24 protein-coding genes are annotated in these 26,383 nt (G+C 45.4%); 16 read left to right on the forward strand and 8 right to left on the reverse strand.

Annotated elements, in window-relative coordinates; all coding sequences use genetic code 11:
• Nucleotides 1–253 precede the first annotated feature (253 nt).
• The 7 genes from JOD82_RS18995 to JOD82_RS19025 all read left to right on the forward strand — a co-directional run bounded on the left by JOD82_RS18995 (nucleotide 254) and on the right by JOD82_RS19025 (nucleotide 8,452).
• Nucleotides 254–559: a hypothetical protein gene (locus JOD82_RS18995; RefSeq protein WP_238808089.1), complete on the forward strand. Its 306-nt coding sequence runs from the start codon at nucleotides 254–256 to the stop codon at nucleotides 557–559.
• Between the two features lie 404 nt (nucleotides 560–963).
• On the forward strand, nucleotides 964–2,358 hold the full coding sequence (locus tag JOD82_RS19000) for a TldD/PmbA family protein (RefSeq protein ID WP_209949798.1): 1,395 nt from the start codon (nucleotides 964–966) through the stop codon (nucleotides 2,356–2,358).
• A gap of 3 nt (nucleotides 2,359–2,361) precedes the next feature.
• Nucleotides 2,362–3,705 (forward strand): TldD/PmbA family protein, encoded by a 1,344-nt coding sequence (locus tag JOD82_RS19005; protein WP_209949799.1) that lies wholly within the window; start codon nucleotides 2,362–2,364, stop codon nucleotides 3,703–3,705.
• A 215-nt stretch (nucleotides 3,706–3,920) separates the two neighbouring features.
• Nucleotides 3,921–5,312: a threonine synthase gene (gene thrC / locus JOD82_RS19010; protein WP_209949800.1), complete on the forward strand. Its 1,392-nt coding sequence runs from the start codon at nucleotides 3,921–3,923 to the stop codon at nucleotides 5,310–5,312.
• 382 nt (nucleotides 5,313–5,694) lie between these two features.
• Nucleotides 5,695–7,071 carry an NADP-specific glutamate dehydrogenase gene (gdhA, locus tag JOD82_RS19015; RefSeq protein ID WP_209949801.1) on the forward strand — a complete coding sequence of 459 codons (1,377 nt, stop codon included), beginning with the start codon at nucleotides 5,695–5,697 and terminating at the stop codon, nucleotides 7,069–7,071.
• A 283-nt stretch (nucleotides 7,072–7,354) separates the two neighbouring features.
• The gene (locus tag JOD82_RS19020; protein ID WP_029515555.1) at nucleotides 7,355–7,747 is read left to right on the forward strand and encodes a MarR family winged helix-turn-helix transcriptional regulator; all 393 of its coding nucleotides are present in this window, start codon (nucleotides 7,355–7,357) and stop codon (nucleotides 7,745–7,747) included.
• A 51-nt stretch (nucleotides 7,748–7,798) separates the two neighbouring features.
• Complete coding sequence (locus tag JOD82_RS19025) at nucleotides 7,799–8,452, forward strand: nitroreductase family protein (protein ID WP_069010473.1); 654 nt, start codon at nucleotides 7,799–7,801, stop codon at nucleotides 8,450–8,452.
• Nucleotides 8,453–8,595: 143 nt separating this feature from the next.
• On the opposite strand, the gene JOD82_RS19030 is transcribed toward JOD82_RS19025, so the two are convergent.
• The 3 genes from JOD82_RS19030 to JOD82_RS19040 form a co-directional block, all read right to left on the reverse strand.
• Nucleotides 8,596–9,753, reverse strand: coding sequence for a VanZ family protein (locus JOD82_RS19030; protein WP_165149694.1), 1,158 nt, complete (start codon nucleotides 9,751–9,753; stop codon nucleotides 8,596–8,598).
• A gap of 7 nt (nucleotides 9,754–9,760) precedes the next feature.
• A complete protein-coding gene (locus JOD82_RS19035) occupies nucleotides 9,761–11,104 on the reverse strand; it encodes an amino acid permease (RefSeq protein ID WP_029515552.1) in 1,344 nt (447 codons plus the stop codon).
• 294 nt (nucleotides 11,105–11,398) lie between these two features.
• Entirely contained in the window at nucleotides 11,399–12,703 is a 1,305-nt protein-coding gene (locus tag JOD82_RS19040; RefSeq protein WP_069010475.1) for a VWA domain-containing protein, read from the reverse strand.
• A gap of 179 nt (nucleotides 12,704–12,882) precedes the next feature.
• Here JOD82_RS19040 and JOD82_RS19045 point away from each other — a divergent pair, with 179 nt between their 5' ends.
• A complete protein-coding gene (locus tag JOD82_RS19045; RefSeq protein WP_081317522.1) occupies nucleotides 12,883–14,877 on the forward strand; it encodes an AraC family transcriptional regulator in 1,995 nt (664 codons plus the stop codon).
• Between the two features lie 173 nt (nucleotides 14,878–15,050).
• Here JOD82_RS19045 and JOD82_RS19050 read toward each other — a convergent pair whose 3' ends face one another.
• Nucleotides 15,051–16,103 carry a 2,3-butanediol dehydrogenase gene (locus JOD82_RS19050; RefSeq protein ID WP_029515549.1) on the reverse strand — a complete coding sequence of 351 codons (1,053 nt, stop codon included), beginning with the start codon at nucleotides 16,101–16,103 and terminating at the stop codon, nucleotides 15,051–15,053.
• Nucleotides 16,104–16,443: 340 nt separating this feature from the next.
• Here JOD82_RS19050 and JOD82_RS19055 point away from each other — a divergent pair, with 340 nt between their 5' ends.
• A complete protein-coding gene (locus JOD82_RS19055) occupies nucleotides 16,444–17,481 on the forward strand; it encodes a LacI family DNA-binding transcriptional regulator (RefSeq protein WP_209949802.1) in 1,038 nt (345 codons plus the stop codon).
• A gap of 117 nt (nucleotides 17,482–17,598) precedes the next feature.
• Nucleotides 17,599–18,249 carry a hypothetical protein gene (locus tag JOD82_RS19060; RefSeq protein WP_209949803.1) on the forward strand — a complete coding sequence of 217 codons (651 nt, stop codon included), beginning with the start codon at nucleotides 17,599–17,601 and terminating at the stop codon, nucleotides 18,247–18,249.
• A 140-nt stretch (nucleotides 18,250–18,389) separates the two neighbouring features.
• Here JOD82_RS19060 and JOD82_RS19065 read toward each other — a convergent pair whose 3' ends face one another.
• Nucleotides 18,390–19,319 carry an AraC family transcriptional regulator gene (locus JOD82_RS19065; RefSeq protein WP_209949804.1) on the reverse strand — a complete coding sequence of 310 codons (930 nt, stop codon included), beginning with the start codon at nucleotides 19,317–19,319 and terminating at the stop codon, nucleotides 18,390–18,392.
• A 198-nt stretch (nucleotides 19,320–19,517) separates the two neighbouring features.
• Between JOD82_RS19065 and JOD82_RS19070 the strand changes: the two genes are divergently transcribed.
• From JOD82_RS19070 to JOD82_RS19085, 4 genes are all read left to right on the forward strand, one after another.
• A complete protein-coding gene (locus JOD82_RS19070; protein WP_029515546.1) occupies nucleotides 19,518–19,799 on the forward strand; it encodes an Atu4866 domain-containing protein in 282 nt (93 codons plus the stop codon).
• Nucleotides 19,800–19,848: 49 nt separating this feature from the next.
• On the forward strand, nucleotides 19,849–20,586 hold the full coding sequence (locus tag JOD82_RS19075; protein WP_209949805.1) for an SDR family oxidoreductase: 738 nt from the start codon (nucleotides 19,849–19,851) through the stop codon (nucleotides 20,584–20,586).
• 223 nt (nucleotides 20,587–20,809) lie between these two features.
• Complete coding sequence (locus tag JOD82_RS19080) at nucleotides 20,810–21,088, forward strand: ArsR/SmtB family transcription factor (protein WP_029515545.1); 279 nt, start codon at nucleotides 20,810–20,812, stop codon at nucleotides 21,086–21,088.
• Nucleotides 21,089–21,159: 71 nt separating this feature from the next.
• On the forward strand, nucleotides 21,160–22,335 hold the full coding sequence (locus JOD82_RS19085) for an MFS transporter (protein ID WP_209949806.1): 1,176 nt from the start codon (nucleotides 21,160–21,162) through the stop codon (nucleotides 22,333–22,335).
• 101 nt (nucleotides 22,336–22,436) lie between these two features.
• Here the strand turns inward: JOD82_RS19085 and JOD82_RS19090 are convergent, their stop codons facing one another.
• Both JOD82_RS19090 and JOD82_RS19095 read right to left on the reverse strand, forming a co-directional pair.
• Nucleotides 22,437–23,249, reverse strand: a complete 813-nt coding sequence (locus JOD82_RS19090; protein ID WP_029515543.1) for a GNAT family N-acetyltransferase — start codon at nucleotides 23,247–23,249, stop codon at nucleotides 22,437–22,439.
• A 78-nt stretch (nucleotides 23,250–23,327) separates the two neighbouring features.
• Nucleotides 23,328–23,507 (reverse strand): hypothetical protein, encoded by a 180-nt coding sequence (locus tag JOD82_RS19095; RefSeq protein ID WP_029515542.1) that lies wholly within the window; start codon nucleotides 23,505–23,507, stop codon nucleotides 23,328–23,330.
• 181 nt (nucleotides 23,508–23,688) lie between these two features.
• Between JOD82_RS19095 and JOD82_RS19100 the strand changes: the two genes are divergently transcribed.
• The gene (locus tag JOD82_RS19100) at nucleotides 23,689–24,060 is read left to right on the forward strand and encodes a hypothetical protein (protein WP_029515541.1); all 372 of its coding nucleotides are present in this window, start codon (nucleotides 23,689–23,691) and stop codon (nucleotides 24,058–24,060) included.
• 227 nt (nucleotides 24,061–24,287) lie between these two features.
• Here JOD82_RS19100 and JOD82_RS19105 read toward each other — a convergent pair whose 3' ends face one another.
• The gene (locus tag JOD82_RS19105; RefSeq protein WP_069010481.1) at nucleotides 24,288–25,292 is read right to left on the reverse strand and encodes a chitosanase; all 1,005 of its coding nucleotides are present in this window, start codon (nucleotides 25,290–25,292) and stop codon (nucleotides 24,288–24,290) included.
• A gap of 265 nt (nucleotides 25,293–25,557) precedes the next feature.
• On the opposite strand from JOD82_RS19105, the gene JOD82_RS19110 reads away from it, so the two are divergent.
• Nucleotides 25,558–26,346 (forward strand): isocitrate lyase/PEP mutase family protein, encoded by a 789-nt coding sequence (locus JOD82_RS19110; protein ID WP_069010482.1) that lies wholly within the window; start codon nucleotides 25,558–25,560, stop codon nucleotides 26,344–26,346.
• The last annotated feature ends 37 nt before the right edge of the window (nucleotides 26,347–26,383 follow it).

The following is a 26,383-nucleotide window of genomic DNA, read 5'->3' on the forward strand; positions in this document are numbered from 1 at the left end:
ATGCGTGTGACTATTAAGTATCTGTTAAGCTGTTTTTGCAGCCTTTTTTTATTTTTCTTTTCTCAACTAAATAAATCAGCTTGTCTAAGTTTTTTCGTGATGGAGGTGAATAGAAGAGGAGTGAAACAATGAAAAACCCAGAAGAAATAAGTCAAAGATACTGACTCAAGTATGATCATTTCATTGTTACGTATCCACGTACCACATCCGGTATCATCCTTTGCTACACTTTGAATAAAAAGGAGATGGTAACTTGGATACCCAACCTAAGATACTAAAGAGCATGGAACATACAAACTCATCTGAAAATACTGCTGAAGAATACGAGAACTTGGTGCAGCAAGAAGACGAACACATAGAGAGACTTAAAACATGCACAAAGCTCATTTGGGATGCGCTGGCTATTATTTCTCAAAAGGCAAGCGTACTTCACATGGAAACCGTCAAAGAAGCGGCCGACCATCTTCATATCATGGAACTGGACCTTCGCAGGGAATTGTTTAAAGTTCGTTTGAAAAAAAGTATTTTGGCGAACAAAATAAAGCAAACCCAAGCTTAGCAGCGGAGGGGACGGAATCGTTCTGAAGAAGCGGAGTGTTCGCCTTTGAACCCGGATTTTTACCGTTAAACTATAATCAAAAAAATCTGGGGGCAACAGCGATCGGAAGAATGATCCGTCTACGTAGCGGCATCATATGCACGTACTTGCTCAACCCAACCAGTAATCAATTTTTTTCCATTAACCCGACATGACCCTTCACAGTCTGATCGGGTTTTCTCATTTCAATCCCTCCATCCCCACGCATAAATCTTCACCTCCTCCAAACCACTTGCCACCCAGATAGTTACACCCACTCCCAACATCATGTATAGTAAAGTTATGGGAAATAAACATGAACCCGCATATTATCTTGATCGCTTAACCGTACAATAAGAAATACGGCAAAAACGAGGAGGAACGTGATGATACATCCAACACAGATTCAGGATATGCTGCAAGCCGCGCTGGAGACGGGCGGAGATTTTGCAGAGGTGTTCGTCGAGGACCGCACCAATGGACAACTGGGCATGACCGGGGGAGTTGTGGATACGGCGCTGTCAGGCCGGGATTTTGGGATTGGTATTCGGATTATGAAGGAGCATTTCTCGGTGTACGCCTACACCAGCGATATGAGCAAACAGAGCCTGATCCGACTGGCCAAATCGGCCGCCAAGGCCATTCGCGGTGGTGGAGCGCCAGGTACACACACCATTACACTCCATCCCCATGCCATCCCTAACCAACATCCAATTGCGATCATTCCTGACGGTTCACAGAAACGCGCCAAGATCGACATGATGAGACGGGCGCATGAGGCGGCAAGCCAATACGATCCTTCCATTACGCAAACCTCCATTGGGATTAGCAACTCGATCCAGAACGTGCTGATCGCCAATAGCAACGGGCTACTGGTGGAGGATACCCGTACGTATACACGCATGAGAATAAGCGCGATTGCGACACACGGGGAGCATAGACAATCCGGGTTCCGTGGGCCGGGAGCGTATGCAGGGACTGAATTCCTGGAGAATCTGAATATCGAAGAAAATGCCAGACACGCCGCTCGTATTGCGTCCACGATGGTTAAAGCGGGATATGCACCTAGTGGCAGACTGCCGGTCGTGATTGAGAACGGCTTCGGTGGCGTTCTTTTTCACGAGGCGTGTGGGCACGGGCTGGAATCTACGGCGGTGGCCCATGGAACCTCCGTGTTTGCCAATAAGATCGGGCAGCAGGTAGCTTCACCGCTTGTCACGGCTATAGACGATGGAACGATTCAGAACGCTTGGGGCTCGCTCAATATCGATGATGAAGGAGCGCCGACACAGCGCAACGTATTAATTGAGAACGGCATTTTAAAAGGATATCTGATCGACCGCATGGGCTCGCGCCAGATGGGTGTGCCTGCGACAGGGTCAGGACGTAGACAGTCCTATAAATTCGCGCCTGCGTCCCGTATGAATAATACGTTTATTGCGAACGGGGATTCGACCCGTGAAGAAATCATTGCCAATACGGAGTACGGAATCTATGCCAAATCGCTGGGTGGTGGTTCGGTGAACACCTCGACGAGCGAGTTTAATTTTGCGGTCGAAGAGGCGTACATGATTCGCAACGGCAAAATTGCCGAGCCGGTCAAAGGCGCAACATTGATCGGCAAAGGGATTGAAACCCTACAAAATATTGATATGGTCGGCAACAATCTGGATCATGGTCAGGGGATGTGCGGTTCGGTCAGCGGAAGTCTTCCGGTCAACTGCGGACAGCCGACAATTCGCGTGTCCGAGATGACCGTTGGCGGACGGAAGGGGGAATAGGCGATGAATATTCAGCAATTTCAGGAAGCGTTGTTCACCAAAGGCCGGGAAATCGGCTACGCGGATATGGAAATCTACTATGTCAATGGACGTTCTACCTCGGTAAAGGTACTGAAGGGAGAAATTGATCAATATACCATCGTGGAAAACGGTGGGCTTTCCTTCAGGGGCGTCATTAACGGGAAAATGGGTTATGCCTCTACGGAGAAGCTGGAACCGGACGTGATCGACTTTTTATTGGATGAAGCACGCAGCAATGCGGACATATTGGAGAGCGAGGAACAGGAAGAGCTGTTCGCAGGCTCTGAGAGTTATCCTGAGCAGCCTGCCTATGCCTCAGCGTTGGTCGACACCGCTCCTGAGATTCTGATTGAAGCGGCGCTAGAAATGGAGCGCACAGCGCTTGTTGCAGATCCAAGGATTGTGATGGCTCGGCATTGCTCGGTCAGCATTCGTGAAAATGAGGTTCTGATAGTAAATACAAAAGGACTGCACTGCCATCGTCGCAAAAGTCTGGCAAGCGCTTATGTGTATGTGATTGCAGCAGATCATGACGAGACCGTTACCGGGGGCTGGCATGATTATTCGCTGCGAAGTGTGGAAGAAATCGATATTGCGGATGTGGCGCATAAAGCCGTAAAAGAGGCTGTTTCCAAGCTGGGTGCGCACACGATCCAATCGGATAATTATCCAGTCATTTTCCGTCATGATGCAGCCGCGCAATTGCTGGCTGCGTATACGTCGGTATTTTCTGCGGAGTCGGTGGATAAAGGCTTTTCACGCTTGGCAGGGAAACTGGGGCAAAAGGTGGCAAGCGAACATATCACGCTGATTGATGATCCGTTGATGGAGAACGTTCCGGCAGGCAGCACGTTTGATGCTGAAGGCAGTGCAACGCATCGTAACGAGATCATCAAGGACGGGGAACTACGGACGTATTTCCATAACCGCAAGACAGCCCGCAAGGCTGGGGTGGAAAGTACCTCTAATGCTTCCAAGGGCAGTTATAACGGTAAAATTGGTGTGTCGTATCATAATCTGTATGTGGAAGCAGGGACGTCTACGTTGGAGGACATGATTCGCAAGACGGATCGCGGGTTGATGATCGTCGAGTTGCAAGGGCTGCATGCGGGTACGAATACGGCGTCCGGTAACTTTTCGCTGGCTTGTCTGGGATACTGGATTGAGCAGGGGCAAGTGGTCAGAGCAGTCAATCAGATCACCGTATCGGGCAACTTCTTTGACGTGTTGCAGCAGGTAGAGGAAGTTGGCAACGATTTGCGTTTTACGGGAAGCTGCACATCCCCTTCGCTCAAGCTGGCTGCACTCTCGATTTCAGGTTCCTAATGACTGGAGCAGCCTTCTTTTTTCAGACTCACGGCCTGTTTCTGACGTTCCGATTGCCTAGTGATTACAGATGCCTGATGCATCAGGGTATGGTAAAGTAGGAGAAAGTCTGTGAAATATGAAAAAAAGGCTTGGTTACAGCACCGCGACAGGGTATTATAGACAATAATATATTCGAAAAAAGGTTCGAATTGAATTTTTATTGGGGGATGTATATGAGATATATAAGCACTAGAGGTCGAGTAGAAGCCAAGGGATTTATTGATACCGTGCTCATGGGGTTAGCTGACGATGGAGGTCTAATGGTACCGGAGCAGATACCGACCGTGTCGGCAGCTACTTTGGAGCAATGGGCAACATTGAGCTACAGAGAGCTGCTTCTGGAAGTTTTTGCGCTGTATATCAATGATGAGATTCCTCGTGAAGATTTGGAGCAGCTGGTGGAGCGCAGTTACGCGAGCTTCCGTCACCCGGAAGTTACGCCAGTGAAGAAGATCAACGATTCCCTGTCTATTTTGGAGCTGTTCCACGGGCCTACGTTCGCGTTCAAGGATGTGGCGCTGCAATTTATGGGTGAGTTTTATTCCTATGTGTCCAAAAAGCAGAATGAGATCATTCACATTTTGGGTGCAACCTCAGGCGATACCGGGGCAGCAGCTATTCAGGGCGTGCGTGGCAAGGAAGGCATTAAAATCTGTATTTTGCACCCACACCAAAAGGTGAGCAAGGTACAAGAGCTGCAAATGACGACGGTTGACGATGAAAATGTACTGAATCTATCCGTAAAAGGGAACTTTGACGATTGTCAAAAAGTCATTAAGGACCTGTTTGCCGATCTCGATTTCAAAGCTAAACATCATTTGCGGGCGATTAACTCGATTAACTTTGTGCGTATTTTGGCGCAAACCGTATATTACTTTTATGCTTATTTCCGGGCGCAGGAGTCAGCGGGTACGAAAAAAATCAATATCAGCGTGCCATCCGGCAACTTTGGCAATATCTTTTCTGGCTTTCTTGCGAAAAAAATGGGCTTGCCGATCCATAAGCTGATCATTGCCACCAATGAAAATAATATTTTGGAGCGCTTTGTGAAGACTGGCGAATACCAACCGGGCGATTTCAAAAGCACATACAGTCCTTCCATGGACATTCAGGTGGCGAGCAATTTCGAAAGATACCTTTATTACTTCCTCGGTGAGGATGCTGCCAAGGTATCTGAATACATGAATAACCTCAAAACTGAGGGACGGATTGTGATCAGTGCAGAGGATTTGAAGCGGGTACGGCAGGATTTTGAAGCGCTCGGCGCTTCGAATGAGCAGTGTCTGGAGCTAATCAAGAAATACAAGGCCGAATACGATTATTTGCTCGATCCCCATACGGCTTGCGGTATTGCCGCGTATGAGGCGTATAATGGCGCGGACGAAGTATGTGTGACCTTTGCGACAGCACATCCGGCCAAATTTGATGAAGCTATTCGTCTGGTGGACATCAAGCAGGAGTTCCCGACGCAAATTGAACAATTGTTCTCGAAATCGCAGCATCAGCAGGTGGTAGAGCATGACGAAGCAGAAATTGTGCGTCAGCTTGAAGCCTTTTATGTGTAAAAGAATGGGAAAAGAGGCTACGCCCTGTGCGCTAGCCTTCTTTTTTATATCCATATTTTCCAGATATGATGTATGTATTAGTTTGAATTTGTTCACATTATAATGCCATATAGAGTAAGGTGTTAGGGTCTTGGAAATTGGAGAAAAAGCCCGTAAATCAAGGGATTTAGCTTCAGGAAACTAACAGGCAATGAGAGGTTCATAGAGTTATTTAATGAAGGATACAAAAATCTTTTATAGGCGAATTTGCTGTATTATTATAAAAAATCATGTATAGTTAACTAAATTTTATGAATACATAAGGTTCCACTCTCGAAGGTGCAGAATCAAGTCGTTCCGTCATTTAACAGAGGGGCTAATTATAAAAGGGGTGTATTAAGTAATGACCATGATCCGTCCAGAGCAGAGTCAACAAGCAGCAGCCGAATATGTGCAGTCCGTTTTTGAGAAGGTTATCGCGCGCAATCCTCATGAGAATGAATTCCATCAGGCCGTCAAGGAAATATTGGATTCGCTAATTCCGGTATTGGCTAAGCATCCTAAGTATATGCAGCAGGGGCTTCTGGAACGGCTAGTGGAGCCGGAGCGAGTCATTACCTTCCGTGTACCTTGGGTGGATGATGCAGGGGTTGTACAGGTAAACCGCGGCTTCCGCGTACAGTTTAACAGTGCGATAGGGCCTTATAAAGGTGGACTTCGCTTCCATCCGTCTGTATATCTGGGAATCGTCAAATTTTTGGGTTTTGAGCAAGTTTTCAAAAATGCATTGACGGGTCTTCCCATCGGTGGAGGTAAAGGCGGCTCGGATTTTGATCCCAAAGGGAAATCAGATAACGAAGTCATGCGTTTTACACAAAGCTTCATGACTGAGTTGTATAAATATATTGGTCCAGATGCCGACGTTCCGGCAGGGGATATTGGTGTAGGCGGACGTGAGATCGGATACATGTTCGGGCAGTACAAGCGGATTCGCGGAGGACATGAAGGTGGCGTCCTGACGGGTAAAGGGATTCATTACGGAGGCAGTCTCACACGTACAGAAGCGACTGGCTACGGTTGTGTATATTTTGTAAACGAGATGTTGCAGGCTCAGGGATCGTCTTTTGAAGGAAAACGCGTCGTCGTGTCCGGCTCGGGGAACGTATCTATTTATGCGATTGAAAAAGCACAGCAGCTCGGTGCTACAGTCGTGGCATGTAGTGACTCGAATGGCTACATCTATGATCCAGACGGTATCGATCTGCAGCTGGTAAAGCAGCTGAAAGAAGTGAATCGTCTGCGGATTAGCGAGTATACTCAAGAGCGTCCAGGCGCAATCTATACAGAAGGCTGTTCGGGGATCTGGTCGATCCAATGCGACATCGCACTGCCATGCGCCACACAGAATGAAATTGACGAGCAAGCAGCCCAGCTGCTGGTAAGCAATGGCGTAAAAGCTATAGGCGAAGGTGCCAATATGCCATCCTCGCTACAGGCCATTGAAGTGTTTTTGGACAATGGAGTTCTGTTTGGGCCAGCCAAAGCTGCCAATGCAGGTGGAGTAGCCGTGTCGGCGCTCGAAATGTCACAAAACAGCATGCGTCTATCTTGGACCTTTGAGGAAGTGGATGCCAAGCTGCATGATATTATGAAAAATATCTATGCTAACAGCGTAAAGGCGGCTGAGGAATACGGCGTGCCGGGCAATCTGGTTGTCGGAGCCAATATCGCAGGATTTGTGCGTGTGGCTGATGCTATGCTGTCTCACGGGATTATCTAACTCAACGGCACAACTCCTTATCTCTATTGTACAATGATTGAATAACCTAGCTAATAAAAGCAATATTGAAGCTGAGCGACTCTGTGTGAGTCGCTCAGCTTTTATTTGGAATGAGACACTTTATTTTTATCAGGGACTTGATTTATTTTTAAAGAGGATGTATATTACTTGATAGATCAATAATTGATGGATCAAAGGTTGGATCATGAAGCCCAGCGATATGCTTAAGGGAGGAGAGATTGATATCACCCAGACACCATCCGAGCCTGAGTATATTTTTGACATGCTGTTGTTGCTGAACAAGCAGATTAGCTCCAAGTTTGAGCGTTGTGCAGGAGTCAGCGCATCCAGATTGCAACTATTGTGCAAGTTGTATCAAGTGAAGGAAATCAGTCAAACTCTGTTGCAAAAAGAGGTTGGCATTGACGCTGCAGCCGTAACACGCCATTTGAAACAACTGGAAGCGACAGAAATGGTCACTCGACGCACAAAGCCAGAGGACAACAGGGTTACCTTGGTAAGCCTGACCGATTATGGGCGTGCACGCATTGTCATCTTTAAGCAGGAGCGTTCACAGTTTGTAGCTCAGATGCTACAGAGCTTCGACGAGACCCAGCGGCACCAGCTAGCTGATATGCTGCAAGTGATGAATAGTCATATATCCGATATGGACTGACAACATTTTTTTAACATTACTATACCCACAGAGGGATAAGGAGAGATTGGAATGAATAATACGAATACATCCAGTACTGTAAAAACGAATGATTTTAAAGAAATCGCCCTGGGACGCCGTTCGGTAAAAGTATACGATCCGTCCGTGAAGATCAGCCGTGAGGAAATGACTGAGATTTTGACAGAAGCTACACGCGCACCATCTTCCATTAACCTGCAACCTTGGCGTTTCCTCGTCATTGACAGCCCTGAAGGTAAAGCCACACTGGCACCATTGGCCCGTTTCAACCAACGTCAAGTGGAGACATCTTCGGCAGTGATCGCTGTGTTTGGAGATTTGAACAACTTTGATAATTTCGAACAAATTTTCGGAGAAGCTGTAGAACTGGGCTATATGCCAAAAGACATTAAAGAAATGCAACAGGAAAAAGTAGCAGCTCACTTTGCAGCGCTTGATCCCGTTGTGAACAAAGAAACGGTCCTGATCGACGGTGGTTTGGTATCCATGCAGCTTATGCTGGTGGCGCGCGCTCATGGATACGACACCAACGCTATCGGCGGTTATGAGAAGGATCAAATTGCTGAAGCCTTTGGTCTGGACAAAGATCGTTATGTCCCTGTTATGCTCATTTCCATGGGTAAAGGAATCAACGATGGTCATCCTTCCACACGTTTACCTATTGATCAAATTGCACAGTGGAAATAAGTTAAGTTATATCTATATGCAACATAAAAATATACGCAAAATAAAAACAGGCGGAGCAAAGGCACATCCCTTTGCTTCGCCTGTTTTTTTATTCGCCAGGATGCAATGCAGATCCGGGGCTTGATGACGTGTCGATCCTCTGGTTATTTTTGTACTATATTCGCTCCCGACGTCTGTGTTGGGTCAGCGGGGTCATTCTGAGTAGGATGGTAGCGCTTGGGCCATATAATCTGGTGCGAAGTATGACTAAGCTCCTCATAAAATAACGGTGCTTTCTTGAATAGGCGTATGACTAGATGGAAAAAGAACCATCCGTTCATCACCAACAGCACAAGGCTGATCATAACATTTATCCAAGGAGACAGATGAGATCCCAGTACAGATCCACCTAGTACGTAATTAAGTCCAAAATACAACCAATACAAGAGACTGTAGCGCTTAATGAGCTCCCACAGGGCAACTCTTTTTCCTCTCCCTATCAGATGAATGCGTACCAGCCACTTCCCCGGAGTTCGTCCATTTGTCAGGTAAGGAACCACCATAAAGTAAATTCCACTGGAAACCCAGAAAGCAGCAGATACATGCATGGACTCCATAATGCTGAGCAACCCTGCCCAAAGGATAGAATCCACGAAAAAGGCAACACCCCGTCGGGTATAGGACACCCGTTTGGTCGTAATGTCCAAATGCTTGTCCAGATGCTCCAAGCGAGGCAGGAAGCGTGAAAACCATTCGCCTAATAGAAAGCCTAGCATACCGCCCAATGTATTAGCCAGCAGATCGTCCACATCGAATACACGATACGCATGGTCAAAAAATCCATATAATCCTGTCAGCTGTGTCACCTCAAAGAAGAGGGACAGGGTGAAAGACAGAATCAGACACCATCCCCATCGTGCACGGAAATAATAACGTAAGAACATACCGAAAGGCATGGTCATCACAACGTTAAAAACGACTTGTAGAAAGGCACGCTCCTTCAGCAAATGAACATAGCTGGAGGGATGAGCGGGTGAGACGGATGTTTCTCTTATAATGTCTTGAACGAACTGCAAGGGCATTAACTGCAACGCTCCCCCGGTTAATGCAGCATTATGACGCGATGCCGGAAGCGGTAATATGACCAGAAAGAAGGCGTTCATCAAGTATAAAAGCATCAGGTAAAGCAGCCATGCTCTAGCCTTGTGAATATAGCCATGCCTGCGATATTGCACGATTAGGAAAGGCAGTGTGAACAATAACGCAGCAAAAGGAAACGCAAGAAAGGCATATGAAACAGGAAATAAGTACGATTGAATCATATGCTGCTTACGCCTGCTTTCTCCGGAACTTCACCAAAGACCAAATGACCAGAAATACCATGAAAGCCACGCACACGCTAATGCTGATGCGATTTTGCGGGTCAAGCAAGAATAGAACCGCGATTATCCATAGGCATCCCACTGTAATCGCCGTTACATAAGGGAATCCCCATATCTTGAAAGTAGGCTCCACTGGATAAGATTTGCGCAATTTCAATTGGGACAGACAAATGCAGCTCCAGACGAGCAGCACGACGAAGCCCGGCACAGCCATCAAAATACGGAAAAGCCCGTCCTGAGCGATATAAGCAACCATGGAACCGACAATCAGGATTACAGCACACAATTTGAGACTATTCACTGGAACCCCATTGGAAGACAGGCGGGCAAGTGACTTGGGGCCTTCTCCATTGACAGCCAGCGAATGGAGCATACGTGTAGCCCCATAAATTCCCGAATTGGCGGCAGACAGTACAGCAGTGATCAGAATAAAGTTCATGACATGAGCCGAGCCTTGAAGCCCTACAGAAGACAATACCTGTACAAACGGGCTGGTATTCGCATCCAGTTGGTTCCAGGGAATCAAGCCACAAATGATGAGAATTGGCAACGTATAGAACAAAACAACGCGAAGAATAAAGCTTTTAACCACTCTAGGCAGTACTTTTTCCGGATTTTCTGTTTCCGTCAACGTCAGTCCAATCAGCTCGGACCCTCCGTATGAAAAGGTTACGACCAGCAGCGCTGAAAAGATAGCCAACCAGCCATTGGGTAGAAATCCGCCGTGCTGCGCGTAGTTGCTTAGATAAGGTGGAGTTTCAGTGGGAATAATCCCGAACAGTATACAGCCACCTAAGGCGATGAAGATAATAATCATGGCAATCTTAATACCTGCAAGCCAAAATTCCAGTTCCCCAAATCCGCCGACACTCAGCATGTTGACGACAATAATGAAAGCCGCACTGACTAAACTGAGTACCCATAGAGGGACATCTGGCAACCAATATTGCAGGAAGCTACCCGCAGCAATGACCTCAATGATACAGACGGCCAGCCACATGAAGCAATACAACCAGCCGATAATAAAGGACAGTCGTTCTCCAAAAGCTTTGCGAATAAAATCCTTCATATTCATGTTGGGATAGACGGTAGCCATCTCGGCAATTGCGCCCATAACGACCAAGAGCAGGAGTCCTGCGAAGACATAGGATAAAATAACTCCTGGTCCCGCCAAGCTAATCGTTTCGGTGCTTCCTTTAAAAATACCCGTCCCGATGACTCCGCCCATAGCCATAAAGGTAATATGCCGTGGGAGCAGCTTTTTGTGCAAAGTGGGTTCATTTGATTTCAATATGAAATCCTCCTTCATATAGTGTATAGCTTCAGCATAGCCCAAACAGGGTTACTTCAATTAGACTTATACTACATGAAAATATCCAATTAGGAAATGAAAGAAATAGGATATGGTAGGGAGATTGAAATCGATAGAGGACAAACTGAAGATAACAGAGGCAGAATGCTGGCGCTGAGGATTGCTTTATCAGCGATCATTGTGCCTCTTATTGCTCTACTTGGTGATATTTAAGTGATCACGCAGGGGGCATGAGGGCGTTAATCTGGTGCAGTATTGGCGTTACGGCGGGAACTAGCTCCGCAATATTCCTTTAGCCCGTACTTGCTTGAGCCAACTAGGAAACTCATTCAGCAGACGGTCGTACAATTCTGCATCTGTCACGGAGTCAATGTCATCCAAGGCAAAGAAATCTGCATTATCTACTACGCGGCCGCGCATCTTATCCAACTTTCGAAGAATTCCGTAATCGGCTTTACCAAGACCTACAAATTGCCAGAAAATCGGAGTGCTTGAGCTTTTAATCAGCAGCTGTTCTATTTTTTTTTGTTCATAAATACCTCCATCACTAAAAAAGATAATGTAGGTCGGGATCATGTCGTTGGGATCTTCTTTTGTGTATTTAAGTATGATATCCTTCATGACTTCTGGCTCGTTATTGCCCCACCCCAGCTCACTATCTTCACTAGGCTCAGCATAATTCCTATGAATGTAATTCTCGAAATTCCTCTCTGTGACGCTTGGAGCACGTTTGGCTTTGTCCGCAAAAAACCATACATCCATTTCACCATCGTCATCCATACAGGCGGCTACAGCCAACACACGTTCGCAGGCTTTTTGCACAGTCCCACCCGTGTACAATTTGAACATAGAAATAGAAGCATCGAATACAACCGCTACACGTGCTTTTTCACGGTCTATTTTTTTCTTTTTCAGTGAAAATTGTACATTCTGCTTGTGCAGATTAATTCTTGCGTTAATGGGGGCAGTCTCTTTTCCGCCAGCTTTAGCACCTACCGCGCTTAAGATCGCCGATGTAGGGATGTTCATCTGAACGGTATCCACTGGCGATTCCGTTTCCTCCACGGTCACACCATGAGCTTCGGCAAGCGGCTTTAGTCCTCCGTTGAAACCACGCCCAACTGCGCGAAGCTTGAAGCCAGACGTATGACGATACACTTCTGCCAGCACAAGCGATGTCTCACTGGTGGCTTCGGTGATGCTGTAGGTGATATGGGATTGCTTGCCTTGAGCAGTAACTGAGCAGCCGACCACATCGGCAAAAGTACCTGGGCCGTCCAGTGTGGCCGCAAACACACATTTTTCCACCCCGGTTCGTTCCAGTTCCTGGAGCGCTACAGTAAACTCAGTGGTTCTGTCATTTGGACGCTGTAACCGTACATGGCCGTGCGGGTCAGCGGGTTGATTGTAAAAAACGAAATAGTCATCTGAGGAAACCTTTCCGTCTGCTCCTACCATAAAACAGCTAACATCCAGTTCGGCAGGTGCATGCTTCCATGTAATGGTGACCCGCACTGTATCTTCCTTACCGAATGGTGCATTAGCTCCTGTACTCAATGCAACGTTGGGACCGCTCATGCTGTCAAACCCCCTATGTATTTTAAATCTTGTATTATACAAATTGTACCATGGAAATGGTATATTCACTTTGTTTCGTGCAGGAATATTTGTCTCATGGTAGACGCAGTAAAAGATGATATATAATGAGGTTGGTTTGGATACAAAGTATGATATTTATGAAGCGGAGGCCTTGACAAGTGAAGCAGGACCGGAAAAAGCAGACAGGTTCCCACACCGGGACGAGTAAGGAGCATGAGGCTGACGAGCTGAACGAGCTGCTGTCCTTATGGCTCCACTCGTCGATCCGTGTCATGGATGTCCGGCATATTCGACTGGAGCCAGAAGAGTTGCTTCAACCGTATCGTCTTCCAGCGCAGGCTTTTGTATTTGTATTGCAGGGTAGCGTGCGTTTGGATGGTGATTGGAAGGATACGCCACATTCAGGGTACGTACTGCATGGCAGCAAAGGCTTTGTACTGAATATGAAACCCTCGCAATGCGGGATTGAATATATCCTTGTACTATATAAAGCGACTTCACTATCGGGACATACGGTGTATAATCATCCTTCGATAGTTCATGGTTTTTCACCGCCTTATCCGGTTATACTGTATCAAAAGCTTCAACTACTGAAGTACGCATGGCAGGATCAAGAGGCGCTATCCAAGATTCAGGCTCAGGGTCGGTTCTATGATTTTGCATATGAATGTATGAGGCAATTGCAGGAACCGAAGGCTCGAACTTCTGCGCGGGGTATCGTGACACAGGCCATTCGATTTATGCAGGATTGTTACGCGGAGTCCATTACGCTGGAACGTTTGGCCGGATTATTGGAATGTAGTCCGCGGCACCTGACCCGGTTATTTAAAAAACAAACAGACTGTAGCCCGATTACGTACTTGATTCAACTGCGAATGGACAAGGCGAAGGAGCTTTTGCGGAAGACGGATGCCACTTTACAGGATATTGCTGTCAGTGTGGGGTACCCGGATGTCTATTTCTTTAGCCGAGCATTCAAAAAATATACTGGCGTATCCCCGGTTCACTATCGGGACAGCCTATATTCATCTGCTTTTATGGGAGATACACGTCTAGATAATCCATTGAGCATGTCCGAATGTTCCATTGATTCGATAAGTGGCGCCCTGCATACTGGTATTGAGGATAATAATCATTATCAAAATTATGATGAAGGGATTTTACGAATGAATAGAAACGCAAAGCATTCCATGGCATTTATTTTATTGCTTAGTTTTACCCTGCTGCTCAGCGCGTGCTCAGACACATCCAGTCCTACGGCAACCGATGGTGCTTCGCAAGGGAACAATAATACATCAGCGGAACCAACATCACAGGAAAGGGTGCTGAAGGATGCACTCGGGCATGAGGTGAAGATTCCGGCTCAGCCTCAACGTGTGATCGCTTCTTATCTGGAGGATCATCTGGTGGCGTTGGGTGTTAAACCGGTAGCCCAATGGTCGGTGGGTAAAAATTCAGTTCAAGCTTACTTGCAAAAAGAACTGAAGGATGTTCCTACCATCGCTTCAGATCTTCCGTTTGAGGCGGTTCTGAACTTCAAGCCTGATTTAATCATTATGGACAGTGCGAGCATGGTGGAAGGCGACAAATATAATCAATACTCTAAAATTGCTCCAACCTACGTGGTAGGCAGTAATATGAACAATGATTGGCGTCAAGAACTGCTGACCGTGGGTGAGGTGCTGAATAAGAGCAATGAAGCGAAGCAGGCATTGAGCAACTACGACAAAAAAGCAGCAGAGGCTAAAGCCAAGCTGAGTCAGACGGTGGGACAAAAAACTGCGGCGGCATTATGGGTAACGGATAAAAACGTGTATGTCGTAAACCAGAATCTATCCAGCGGTGATGTATTGTATAAGGATTTGGGATTCAAGATTCCACAAGTCGTACAGGAGATTTCCAAAACGGCTAAGGCGAACTGGAGTAATTTATCGCTGGAGAAGCTGGCCGAGCTGGATGCGGATTATGTCTTTATCGTGAACAGCAAAAACGTAAGTAAAGAAGATATTGTAAAAGATCCTGTATGGGCGGGAATTCCAGCCGTTAAAGAAGGCCATGTATACGATTTTGGCAAGGATTCCAGCTGGTTGTATACAGGTACAATTGCAAATAGTCAAATGATTGACGATGTTCTGAAAAATGTAACTAAGTAATGTAACTCAATAAACTAGATTATAATAAAACAGCGCTATTCTCACTTAACGGCAGAAGCCACAGTAGGAGAGCGCTGTTTTGTCTTTTTAATTCCGTATGAACTCTTGCCGTGCAACCCGGTTTTATAATAAAAGATGTCTGCATAGAGCAGACATCTGGTTTATTTTCTAAATTAGGCTTGCGGAGATACCAGGATTTTAACCTGATTTTTCTCTTTCAGGAGTCCTTCAAAACCTTGCTCAATCACTTCTTCGAGCTTAATGCGTTTGGTAACCAGCTTGTCGGCTGGGAAATATCCTTTTTCCATCAGGCTGATAACAGCCGGGAATACATCACGGTAGCCGATAATACCCGTCAGATTGCGTTCCTTCATGACAATATTGTTCGGTTTAATCGGAGCTTCTTTTTCAAAAATGCTGACGATCATGATTTGTCCGCTGATTTTAGTAGATTCAATAGCTTGAGTCAGCACAGGAGGTACTCCAGTGACTTCATAGGCTACATCTACGCCACCGTTGGTCCGTTTGTGCAGCTCTTGCACCACATCATAAGTCTTAGGATCAAGCACAATAGCACCCAACTCTTCAGCTTTAGCTTTACGCTCCTCAGAAAGCTCTACTGCATAAATCTCAGATGCGCCCGAAGCTTTCAACGCTTCAATAACCAGCAATCCGATAGGACCAGCGCCAAATACTACAGCTTTATCGCCGACTTTCAGTTGGCTTTGACGAACAGCATACAAAGCAACGGCCGAAGGCTCTACCAATGCGCCTTGCTCGAAAGATACGCTTTCTGGAATTTTGTGAACCATGTGCTCGTCAGCTGCGACATATTCAGAAAATCCACCGCCGCCGCCTGCCAGACCGAGGAAGCCCATTTTATCGCAAAGATTATATTTGCCTTGTTTACATGCATCACATTCTCCACATGCAAAAACCGGTTCTACAACGACACGGTCGCCAACCTGAATCTTGGTTACACCTTCGCCGATTTCGACGACTTGTCCAGAGAATTCATGTCCCATTACGATCGGCGCTTTTTCGCCAGTCAATGGATGCTGAGCATCTTGGGGAATAAAGATTGGTCCTGCTACATATTCGTGAAGATCACTTCCGCAAATGCCACACCATTCTACTTTTATTTTTACTTTTCCTGCCAGAGCGGCGGGTTGCTCAATGTTTTCCAATCGTAAGTCTTTTACTCCATGCCATCTCAATGCTTGCATGTTTGTCATCTCCTTGAAGAATATATGATCATTGCCTCTATAAAAGTGAATGAATTAGGAAACGTTTCCGAAAAATAATATGTCACAAATTTTACACATTGTCAAACCAAATTCATACAAAAAGCACTTGATTTTTTTGTGAATATAATCACTTGTGACTACAGTGCTATATTCGGCTCGTTGCTTTTATACAAAGATATTTTGTGGATTTTCCAGATGTAGCAAAGATAAGAAGAAAGCGACTTCAATTTTTAGACACTCATTCTGTGGTATAATATCAGTATTAAGACTTTATTTTAGGAAGTCAGAAAACGATTCCGTTCTTGAAAGGATTTTGGGCGTGACAGATCAAAAGAAAGTAACCATAGAGGATGTAGCCAAGCGGGCAGGAGTCGGTATTGCGACTGTCTCCAGAGCTATTAACGATAGTGAGGGCATCAGCCCGAGAACGAAAGCCTTGATTTTGCAAGTGATTGAAGAGATGGGGTTTACGCCCAACACCTCGGCTCAGAGCTTGAAAGTGCGTCAGACACGACAAATCGCGCTGGCCGTGCCGGACATTCGTAACGCGATTATTCCAGAAATCGCTTGGTCCGTAGAGCAGGCCGCCAAGCAGCATGGTTACCGTGTCGTGCAAATCAATACCGCCGGGAATGCCAGAATGGAGCTTGAAACAGTTCGTGAGGTCAAGAAGCTGCATGTCGACGGGCTCATCATTATGCCGCTGGCGTATCCGAAAATGTTGGTAGATCTGATTAACAAAGCTAGCGTTCCCGTGTCCATTATTAACTATGGCAAGAAGCTGGGCGAAGATGTCAAAGCGGATATCGTCAGTCTGGCCCGGCAAGAGGGAAGACTCGTGATGGAGCATTTGCTTAAAATCGGCAGAACAAGAATTGCCTATGCAGGTGCTGCGAAGGACAAAATCGAGGAAAGATACTTTGCTTATGAGCAGTCTCTCCAGCATGTGGACCCTTCACTCGTTTATTTTGGTGATGATTTCTCCTTTGAGACAGGGCTGCGTGCTGCCGATTATTTTTACAGCTTGAAACATATGCCGGATGCTATTTATGCGGTTAATGATATGGTGGCGATAGGGATCGTCAATCGATTTAAGGATTTGGGCGTAAAAGTGCCGGATGAGGTTGCTGTAGTTGGTATTGATAACAATCTGTGGTCTATGGTAACGACTCCTCAGATCAGCTCAGTTTCCATCATGGGGGAAGAGGTGGCACGATTGGCTGCGGAGCTGCTGCTCAAGCGGATTCAGGAACAGACACCTGGGGATTATGAGCGTGTGCAATTCGAGCCTCGTCTGATCGTGAGGGAATCGAGCGTCTCCGTGATCCGTAAGCCTACGGTGGGACGTGACGCGTAAAAGTCTAGATGGAAACTTCCTTTGTTAGATGGATGAACGGTTGCAGGCGTAGCAAGATAGGAGTGGATTTTGGGCAATTATAACGACCATTGTTTGTTCAGACAGGAGAGTGGATTCATGTTAAAAGGGAATGGGTTCGTTTCTGCAGCTTGTACTGCACTAATGCTGGCTGTAACCATAGGGTGTACTCCCCAGCCAGTGGGACAGGATGCTGAAACTGTGGCGCCGTCCGGAGCAAACCATGGGGAGTCTAAGCAAACTGCAGCCGATACGCAGCATACCCAGCAAAGTAAAGAGGAGCTTGTGCTGTCCTTTTATAAGGATTCTTCCCTCAGTGATGAAGCAAAAGTACGTCATATAACGGACCATTTAGCAGGAATCCAATGGGGAAAGATGAACGAAAACAATGAACATCAAAGCCTGGAAATGATCGAATATTTGTATAGGCAGCGAGCTTTTATTCCATCGAAAAGTTTTCCAAATCTGATCCGAGCTTCTGAAGGTTTGGATGGAGCTTTAAGCGAAAGCTATGCTGCCCTTATGGGAGATTTGTTTACAAGAGACAGAACTGCGATGACTCGAGCATTGGCAAATATGGACAAAACCAACCGCACACAAGGTATAGGAAGCATCGGGTATGCTCTCAGCTATAGAGAACCCAAGGAAGTCAAGAAAGAGATTCAACAATGGGAGGCAGGACAAAAGCTTACTTCGGCAGAGAAGGATGTCATTCGAGCTTTGTTCGTCAAGCTGGATAATCCGTATTGATGCATGCATAGAGGAAATATTGAACAGCCGCGTCTCTACCGGAAGAGCGGTTGTTTGTGCTGTTTTTTTACATCCTGCCATCTATGATGGGATAAGCGTTAGTAGGACCATTGGTTTCATATGTTCATCTAACAACGTGCTCAAGTGGTCTGGTGATCCTGATCCGAGCGCAAGCGTTTGATATCACTAATTGGAGGCAGGCCGAACAAGCGGGCGTATTCGCGGCTGAATTGTGAGGGACTCTCGTAACCTACCTGAAAACCTACATCTGCCGCATCCGCTGACTCGGATAACAACAGGCGGCGGGACTCTTGTAGACGTAATTGTTTTTGATATTGCATGGGGCTCATAGCCGTAACCTCTTTAAAATGACGATGTAGTGACGAAGGACTCATATTCGCTAGTTTGGACAATTCTTCAATACGCAACGGCTTATCATAATCCTGCTTAATCCGCTTTATGACTTCTGCAATTCGGTTGGAATGGCTACCGGCCATGACCAGTTGTTTTAAGGATTCCCCCTGATTACCCTGTAAAATCCTATACAGTATCTCACGAATGACTAATGGAGCAAGCACCGGAACATCTTGCGGGTTTTCCAAAAGATGCACTAGCCTTACCACGGCATCCAGCAGTAGTGAGTTGGTTTGACTTACATACAAGCCTCGTCTGGAATCAGGCATGGGGCTTGTGGGAAAAGCAGATTCCTTGATCAGGTCCAAAACCTGATGCGGATCAAAATTGAGCCGGAGGCACAAATAAGGAGCTTCTGATGACGCTTGGATGACCTGCCCCGAGATCGGCAAATCCACCGACACAACAAGGTAGTCGGATGTGCCGTAATGGTAGCTTTCCTCTGCGAGCATCACGACTTTTCTGCCTTGTGCCACAATACATAAGGCAGGTTCATGGACTTGATGTACCGGAACGGTTGTATTTGAACTTCGGACGAAGTGAAGCGAAGGTATGGCTGTAGTGAGAACTCCGTCCTGATTTGAAAATCGTTCTATAAGCCTTGCCAATTCGGCTTTGTTTTCCATGGTAGAACCCTCTATTTTGGTTGCCCCCATCTTGACACATCCCTTCTTTCAACGTAGCCCGTTTTCATTTTCAGTAGTTTATTACATATTAAGGGTCTTTGGAGGATTAGGCAATAATTTGCTCTGATTCTTCTACCAGCCCGATGGACATTCCTCTCATAATAAGATGCAGATACAACACCTAATGAGCAATTGAGAAAAAAATAGAAGTGCAAAGGAGTGGGAGTCATGGAGAGTAACAAAGCGGAAAAAAGTGTACACGCTTCGCAGCATCCCTGTATAGGGATGTGGGTAACTGAAGACGGAAATATCCGTCACGAACTCTTGCCTAATGGCCGTTATGATGAAGCACGGGGTCAAAGGCAAAGTGCCTATACAGGCAGCTATATCATCGTAGAAGATGACTATATCGAGTATGTGGACGACACCGGATTTACGGCAGATGGTGAATTCAAAGATGGTGTCTTGTATCATGCAGGGATGGTTTTTTACAGGGAAGAGAAAAAGTAATCTATTTTATCTTTTTTCAGTGACATTTTAAACTAGAGGAGGAATAAGCATGTTGGATATTAAAGGGAAAGTCGTAGCTATTACGGGGGCAAGCAGTGGGATCGGTGAAGCTACTGCCCGTTTACTTGCTCGCCATGGGGCTCATGTGATATTAGGGGCCAGACGCACAGAGCGACTGGAGGCTCTGACATCCGAGATTCGTTCTAAAGGTGGATCGGCTGATTATCAGCAACTGGATGTGACGAAGAGGGACCAGATGGAAGCGTTCATTAACTACGCGGAAAAAACATTTGGGCGTGTGGATGTCATTTTGAACAATGCGGGAGTGATGCCTCTTTCAAAATTAGAGGCCCTGAAGGTAGAGGAATGGGATCGCATGATTGATGTAAATATACGAGGCGTTCTGCATGGGATTGCGGCAGGGCTTCCGATTATGAAAAAGCAAGGATTTGGTCAGTTTATCAATATCGCCTCTATTGGCGCGTATAGTGTAACCCCGACTGCAGCGGTGTATTGCGCTACAAAGTATGCGGTTCGGGCGATCTCTGAAGGATTGCGCTTGGAGGTGGGGGGAGATATTCGTGTGACGCTGGTATCGCCGGGAGTAACTGAATCTGAGCTTGCTGACAGTATTTCAGATGAAGAGGCCCGGCAAGGAATGAAAGAGTACCGTCGTATTTCGATTTCGCCTGATGCCATAGCCCGTTCCATTCTGTATGCCATGGAGCAGCCAGCGGATGTAGATGTTAATGAAATTATTGTCAGACCCACGGCAAGCCCGAATTAATGCTATGGCATCCATGATTCTCCCTTTACACTCAGATCATTTTTTCCTCCATCCTTTTATGGATGGGGGATTATTTATAAGATGAGAAAGACCATCATTCACACCACAGAGTGTAAAAAGGCAGTGTCTTTAGAAGAAACGGGTTTACTTTTACAAATGTTTGTGATAACTTTATTTCGACAAACATCGAAATTAAGACTGAAACAGAAGGGAGCCGAACAGGGTGAAAGATACAACGGAAATGCAACAAGCTGTAAAAATATATAAAGCACTTGGAGAACCAACTCGTCTCAAGATAGCACTTCTGCTAAAAGAGGAAAGTGGCCAATGCTGCTCTGTGCTGGGCGAGAAGCTGAACAGTGTAGCTATTTCAACGCTATCGCATCATCTGAAGCAAATGGCAGAGTCGGGGCTGCTCACATACCGTAAAGAGGGGACGTTTATCTATTACAGCTTGGATGTGGAAGCAGCGCAGAAATATGCCCCGTTCCTGATGACATAATTTTTTTTAGTCTTAATTTCGATATTTGTAAAAATATAAAAACAATATAAGAAAAGAGGCGTTATTTAAAAATGCAGAGCACGTGGAAAGTGTATATTTTGGCCATTGTTAGTTTTTTGGTAGGCACATCCGAATACATTATCTCAGGCATTTTGGATCAGATTGCGACAACCATGGGGATTACGGTGTCCGCAGCGGGACAGTTGATTACAGTCTTTTCTCTTGCTTACGCGATTGGCACGCCGATTCTGATGGCAGTAACCGCTAAATGGGACAGACGCAAGCTGCTCCTGAGTTCGCTCGGATTATTTGCAGTAGCTAATGCCCTCTCCTTTATTCTGCCGGGTTTTGGAATGTTTATCGCCGCACGTATTCTTATGGCCCTCGGGGCGGGGATGGTTGTGGTTACAGCACTGAGCATTGCTGCGAAGATTGCTCCAGCCGGCAAGCAGGCCAGTTCTATTGCTACAGTTACTATGGGTTTTACAGCCTCGCTGATTATCGGGGTGCCGCTTGGAAGAATGATATCTTCTGCATCATATGGCTGGAAAACCGTATTTCTCGGCATCGCTTTGACAGCGATTATTGCTTTGATCGTTATCGCTATGACAATCCCTCGCTTAAAAGGAGATCAACCGATTCCCTTACTACAGCAATTTGCTCTTCTGAAGAAGCCTGAAGTTGCTTTGGGATTGGCGATTACCTTCTTTTGGGGAGGGGGATATTTCCTCGCGTATACTTACATTTCACCGTACTTGCTGAATGTATCAGGTGTAGGGGATAATATGCTAAACTCAGTATTACTTGCCTTCGGGATTGCCAGCCTGATCGGGTCGAAAATCGGTGGATACAGCGCAGATAAAAAGGGTATTTCCTTTACATTATTCGGGGGCATGGTGTTGCATGTCTTTTCCTTGCTTTTACTTCCTGCCGCCGCTCATTCCCTGATCGCAGTATTTGCTTTATTGATCCTTTGGTCGTTCGCTGCCTGGACAACTGGACCTACTCAACAATATAACTTGGTCACTCTTGTGCCTGAATCTTCCGGTGTGATGCTGAGTCTCAATCAGTCTACGATGCAGCTTGCCATGGCGGCCGGAGCTGGGATCGGTGGTGTAGTTGTTGGTCAGGTTTCGCTGGCTTCCATCACCTGGTTTGGAGCAGCAGGGGTCGTTATAGCTATTGTGGCTGTATATTTACTTTCACGAAGATCCTCAGTCCACACGGAATTGGGTGTTACGGAGTAAAGCTTATAGATAAGTGAAAAGGAGGCCCAGTGATGAAGGTGACATTGTGGTCTTCTTTGATTTTGAATGAACAATAATATGCTCTCTTGCAGTAGGAGGGCTTATTCAAACGTAATATCAGTGATTTTGCCGGCTTCCTTAAAGCCGATATTTTTATAAACTTGATTGGAAACCGAATTTTTTAAATCTGCATATAGCATGGGTACTAAATGCTCATTTTCCAAAATCGAACATAGCTCGGATACCATTCCGCTGGCAAAACCTTTCTTTCGTAAATTAGGCGGGGTATACACAGCATTAATGCGAGCATGTCTCGGCGAGCGGTGAGCAATATTAGCCATGGACACAGGCATGTTATTTACAATCCAAAGATACAAATTTCCTGTCCCGATGGTCTTCTCCGCAACCGATATTTGACTAACCGGATCAATAAAACTACCTAAAGCTTCTTCTGAAAAACCAGCTAGAAACTGGGCAACTAATTGTACATCCTCTGGGATGGATTGTCGGATCATTCCCTCAACGCCCGAGGGCTTTTTATATTTAGGACAGAAATAAGATTCCATGACCATATGGGTATGTACCTGAGCAGCATGACGACGTTGTGCGTAAGCATTTGCGAACTTCTCGACTGTTTCGGCATCACCACATACACCTGATAGGGTGGTTCCTTTTAAATAACGTAAGAGTTCTCCTATATAGGTCAATTTATGATTATCTGTGATTTGTTGTGAGATCCATAACCAGGCCTTATGTCCGGGTGATTGAGCAAAGACCATATTTTTATCGGACGTTTTGAGGCATGTTGATCCTTCTGACTCACAAATTCGATGGATCAAATGGTATCGAACTTCATCAGCCAAAAATAGATTTTGATTTAATATATCGTCGTTTGGGACTAGTTGCTCAATCATGACTCTGCCTCCTAATGAGCTGTGACCTAAGCACTTGTAAAGTGCTATGAAGCTATGAAGATTCGGTTGTTATATCTACTAGGATTTAAACTTCCGCGCTATACGCTTCTTATTTTTTTGTCGCCAAATCCATCTTTCGATAAAGTTTTTTTCTTTTCTTTCCTGAAGTGTTTCCTTCATACCCTTAATAAGAAATTCGGATCTTCGCTTGTCGTTTCTGCTAATTTCACGTAGTTCCTCAATAAATTTATCGTCCATGTCCGCATCTCCGTTAGTTCAGGATTTTCCAAATTGCTAAGCTAGATTATACAGAACATATGTTCCTTTTTCAAGTCTGCATCGCTCTATTCAATCACATAACCATTTTTAGATGGATGCTGCGAGGCCCGCGCCAATCGGATGGTGAGGCATAAGATAAGTTGAAAGGAGGAATTACAACATGGACAACAAAGCATATGTATCTCAAACGTATCCACGTCTTACAGTTTACAACGAAGAAAATTTTCGGGGTTCCAGGAGAGTATTCAGAGGAAACCTAGGCATTCGTAATACCGATAACATTCTCGACGGCATCGAAAGTCTGCGTTTCTTTTCTACCAGCAGCAATGCTACACTGGTACTCTTTACAGGCACGCGGTTTAGAGGTAACTTCCGTGTGTTTAGAGGCAATCGCAGCATCGCCGACCTGGATGATCTGATTCGTGGGAATGATGTGGAATCTATTATCTCTACCAATCAACGTTTGACGTTGCAACAAATCCGTAATATCCGCAGTAGCGGTAGACTTCCATCTGGCTACCGAATCATCTAACGGCCTTATTTCGACTTCATAACCATTTTACAAGACTGTTTCAGGAGCTTGCAACTTTCGGGCTTTTGGGACAGTCTCTCTATTTGCACACGCGACCCACATATTTGAATGATGAGAGGAACTGTTTGGGAAAATGGGACCTTGTTAGTAGTCAACACCAACTCAATATTTATGAAAATAAATAAAGGAGGACATACGATATGCCCTCCTAATGACGTATATTGTATTTACTTCAGTTCCCAATTCGTTGCTTTGATCACGGCTGCATCTGCGTTCTTAAGATCTGTTTCGCCAGAAGCTAAGAGAGAACTCCATTGTTTCACACGATTCTTACCATTGGGAGGTTGGTTATAATCGTTGGTATCGACAACCAATGTACGCTTAGCATAGAAGCTAGTCATGAAATTCTTCTCATTCGTACTACTGCCTGAACGTGAGAGGATTCCTTCAAGACTACCTGAATCACCAGTAGCGCCTTGATTGAGTGCTGTGTCGACAAATGATCCAATCGTTAGAGCAGTATTAAATCCGCGTTTATGTGCTTGCTGTACACTATATTCGATATAGGTGTCATAGAACGTACGCCACATGGCTTCTCTCCAAGCTTCATTGTTTTGGAGAGCGTTGATCTTCTTCTTGATTACACTATCGCTATCGCTGAGCTTTAGAATCGAACCATTCATCTTCCCCTTTAGACCAGCACGTGTTAATCCACCTGCAATGGAAGGGTTGCTAGCTCCACTAGCAGCATCAAAAGCTTTAAATAAGTACGGGCCATCTGGTCCCGTATCATTTGAACCGCCTGTTGTTGCTCCAAAGATACCAATGGTGTACCCACGATTATCGCCGATATCTTCAGCATAGCCATAGAATTCAGTCCATTTCAAAGAATCTTGCTCTGGTTTGTTCACTAGCTTCATAATATTATCCCACTGCTCACCGTCGAGTCCTGTATTAGCCTTCAGGAACTGAAGTGTTGAAGGTGAGAAATTAGCATCATGGTCAATAGTTGTAACCGCTGCTTGGCTAGTAGCTTCTTCGCTGGTAAGGGATAATGGCTGTATACTAGCTTCATTTGAGTTGTCGAAGCCCTCATTTAAATCGATCGTTTTCTGCACCGGAGTCCCATTCTCTTCAGCAAAAGCCTTGCTAGGTGAAGAGCCGGACAAGCTAGAGAAAGAAGCGACTACAGTAAAGCTTAGCAAGATCATAAGGAACTTTATTTTATACATATAACTCCTCCTATAAAATGTAATTGTGAAAGGCTAAAAGCGTAGATTTCCATCTAACTCGAATGGATTTAGCAAGAGTATAGATAAAAAGCATAGGATTGAATAGAGCTTAAATAACCGTTTTTTTCAAAAATTATGATTTATATGTGAATAAATGGACCAAGTTGTTCCTAGATTCCTACAGACCATAAGTGCAAGAATGAGGACGAAACAAAGATAGCCTCTTGATAAAATGAGTTACATCACATATCAGGAGGCTATATTTATGAACAAAATCCAGCAGTTTCATGCACTTCACACATTAGAGGAACTTTTATTTTTAGGGAACGCCTGGGATCTGCTATCTGCGGTGGCTCTGGAGAAAGCAGGTTTTAAGGCGATAGGTACGACGAGTTGGGGGATTGCCAATACGTTTGGATTTTCAGATGGAGAGCTTATTGATTTTGACCAGCACGTAAGTATTATTCGGACGATTGTTGAGCATGTTCAGATTCCAGTGTCGGCAGATATTGAAGCAGGATATGGAGAGGACACGGCAACGATTGTTGAGCATGTTTTAAGGGTAGCCGATGTGGGAGTTGCAGGGATTAATATTGAGGATTCTTTGAAAATGCAAAAGGGACTTCGAGAAGTGGGTCTGCACAGTAACCTATTGTCCAAAATTAGAGCGGCCTTGGATGCGCGTGGGTTTCAAGCGTTTTTTATAAACGCAAGAACGGATACATATTTGCAGATGAATACTCCACTTTCAGAGACCATAGAGCGGGCCAAAGCGTATGAGGATAGTGGTGCGAGCGGAATTTTTGTTCCAGGATTAAAGCGTGATGAAGAGATCAGGGAAGTTGTGTTTCATATCCATGCTCCGCTTAATGTTTTATCCCTGCCGGGTCTGACGAATGTCCACCAGCTTCAGCAGTTAGGAGTTAAACGGTTTAGCTTTGGAAATGCATTTTCTGATAAGATAATAGTTGCTTTGCAAAAGAATGCAGAACAGTTGATAGAGCTACAAGATACATCACATTTATATGAGGATTTTGCAAAATCCTTGAGCTAGATGAATATGAACTATAGAAAGGACGGAGCATTCGATC

The sequence above is a fragment of the Paenibacillus sp. 1182 genome, from assembly GCF_017833915.1.
Lineage (GTDB): Bacteria > Bacillota > Bacilli > Paenibacillales > Paenibacillaceae > Paenibacillus > Paenibacillus polymyxa_D.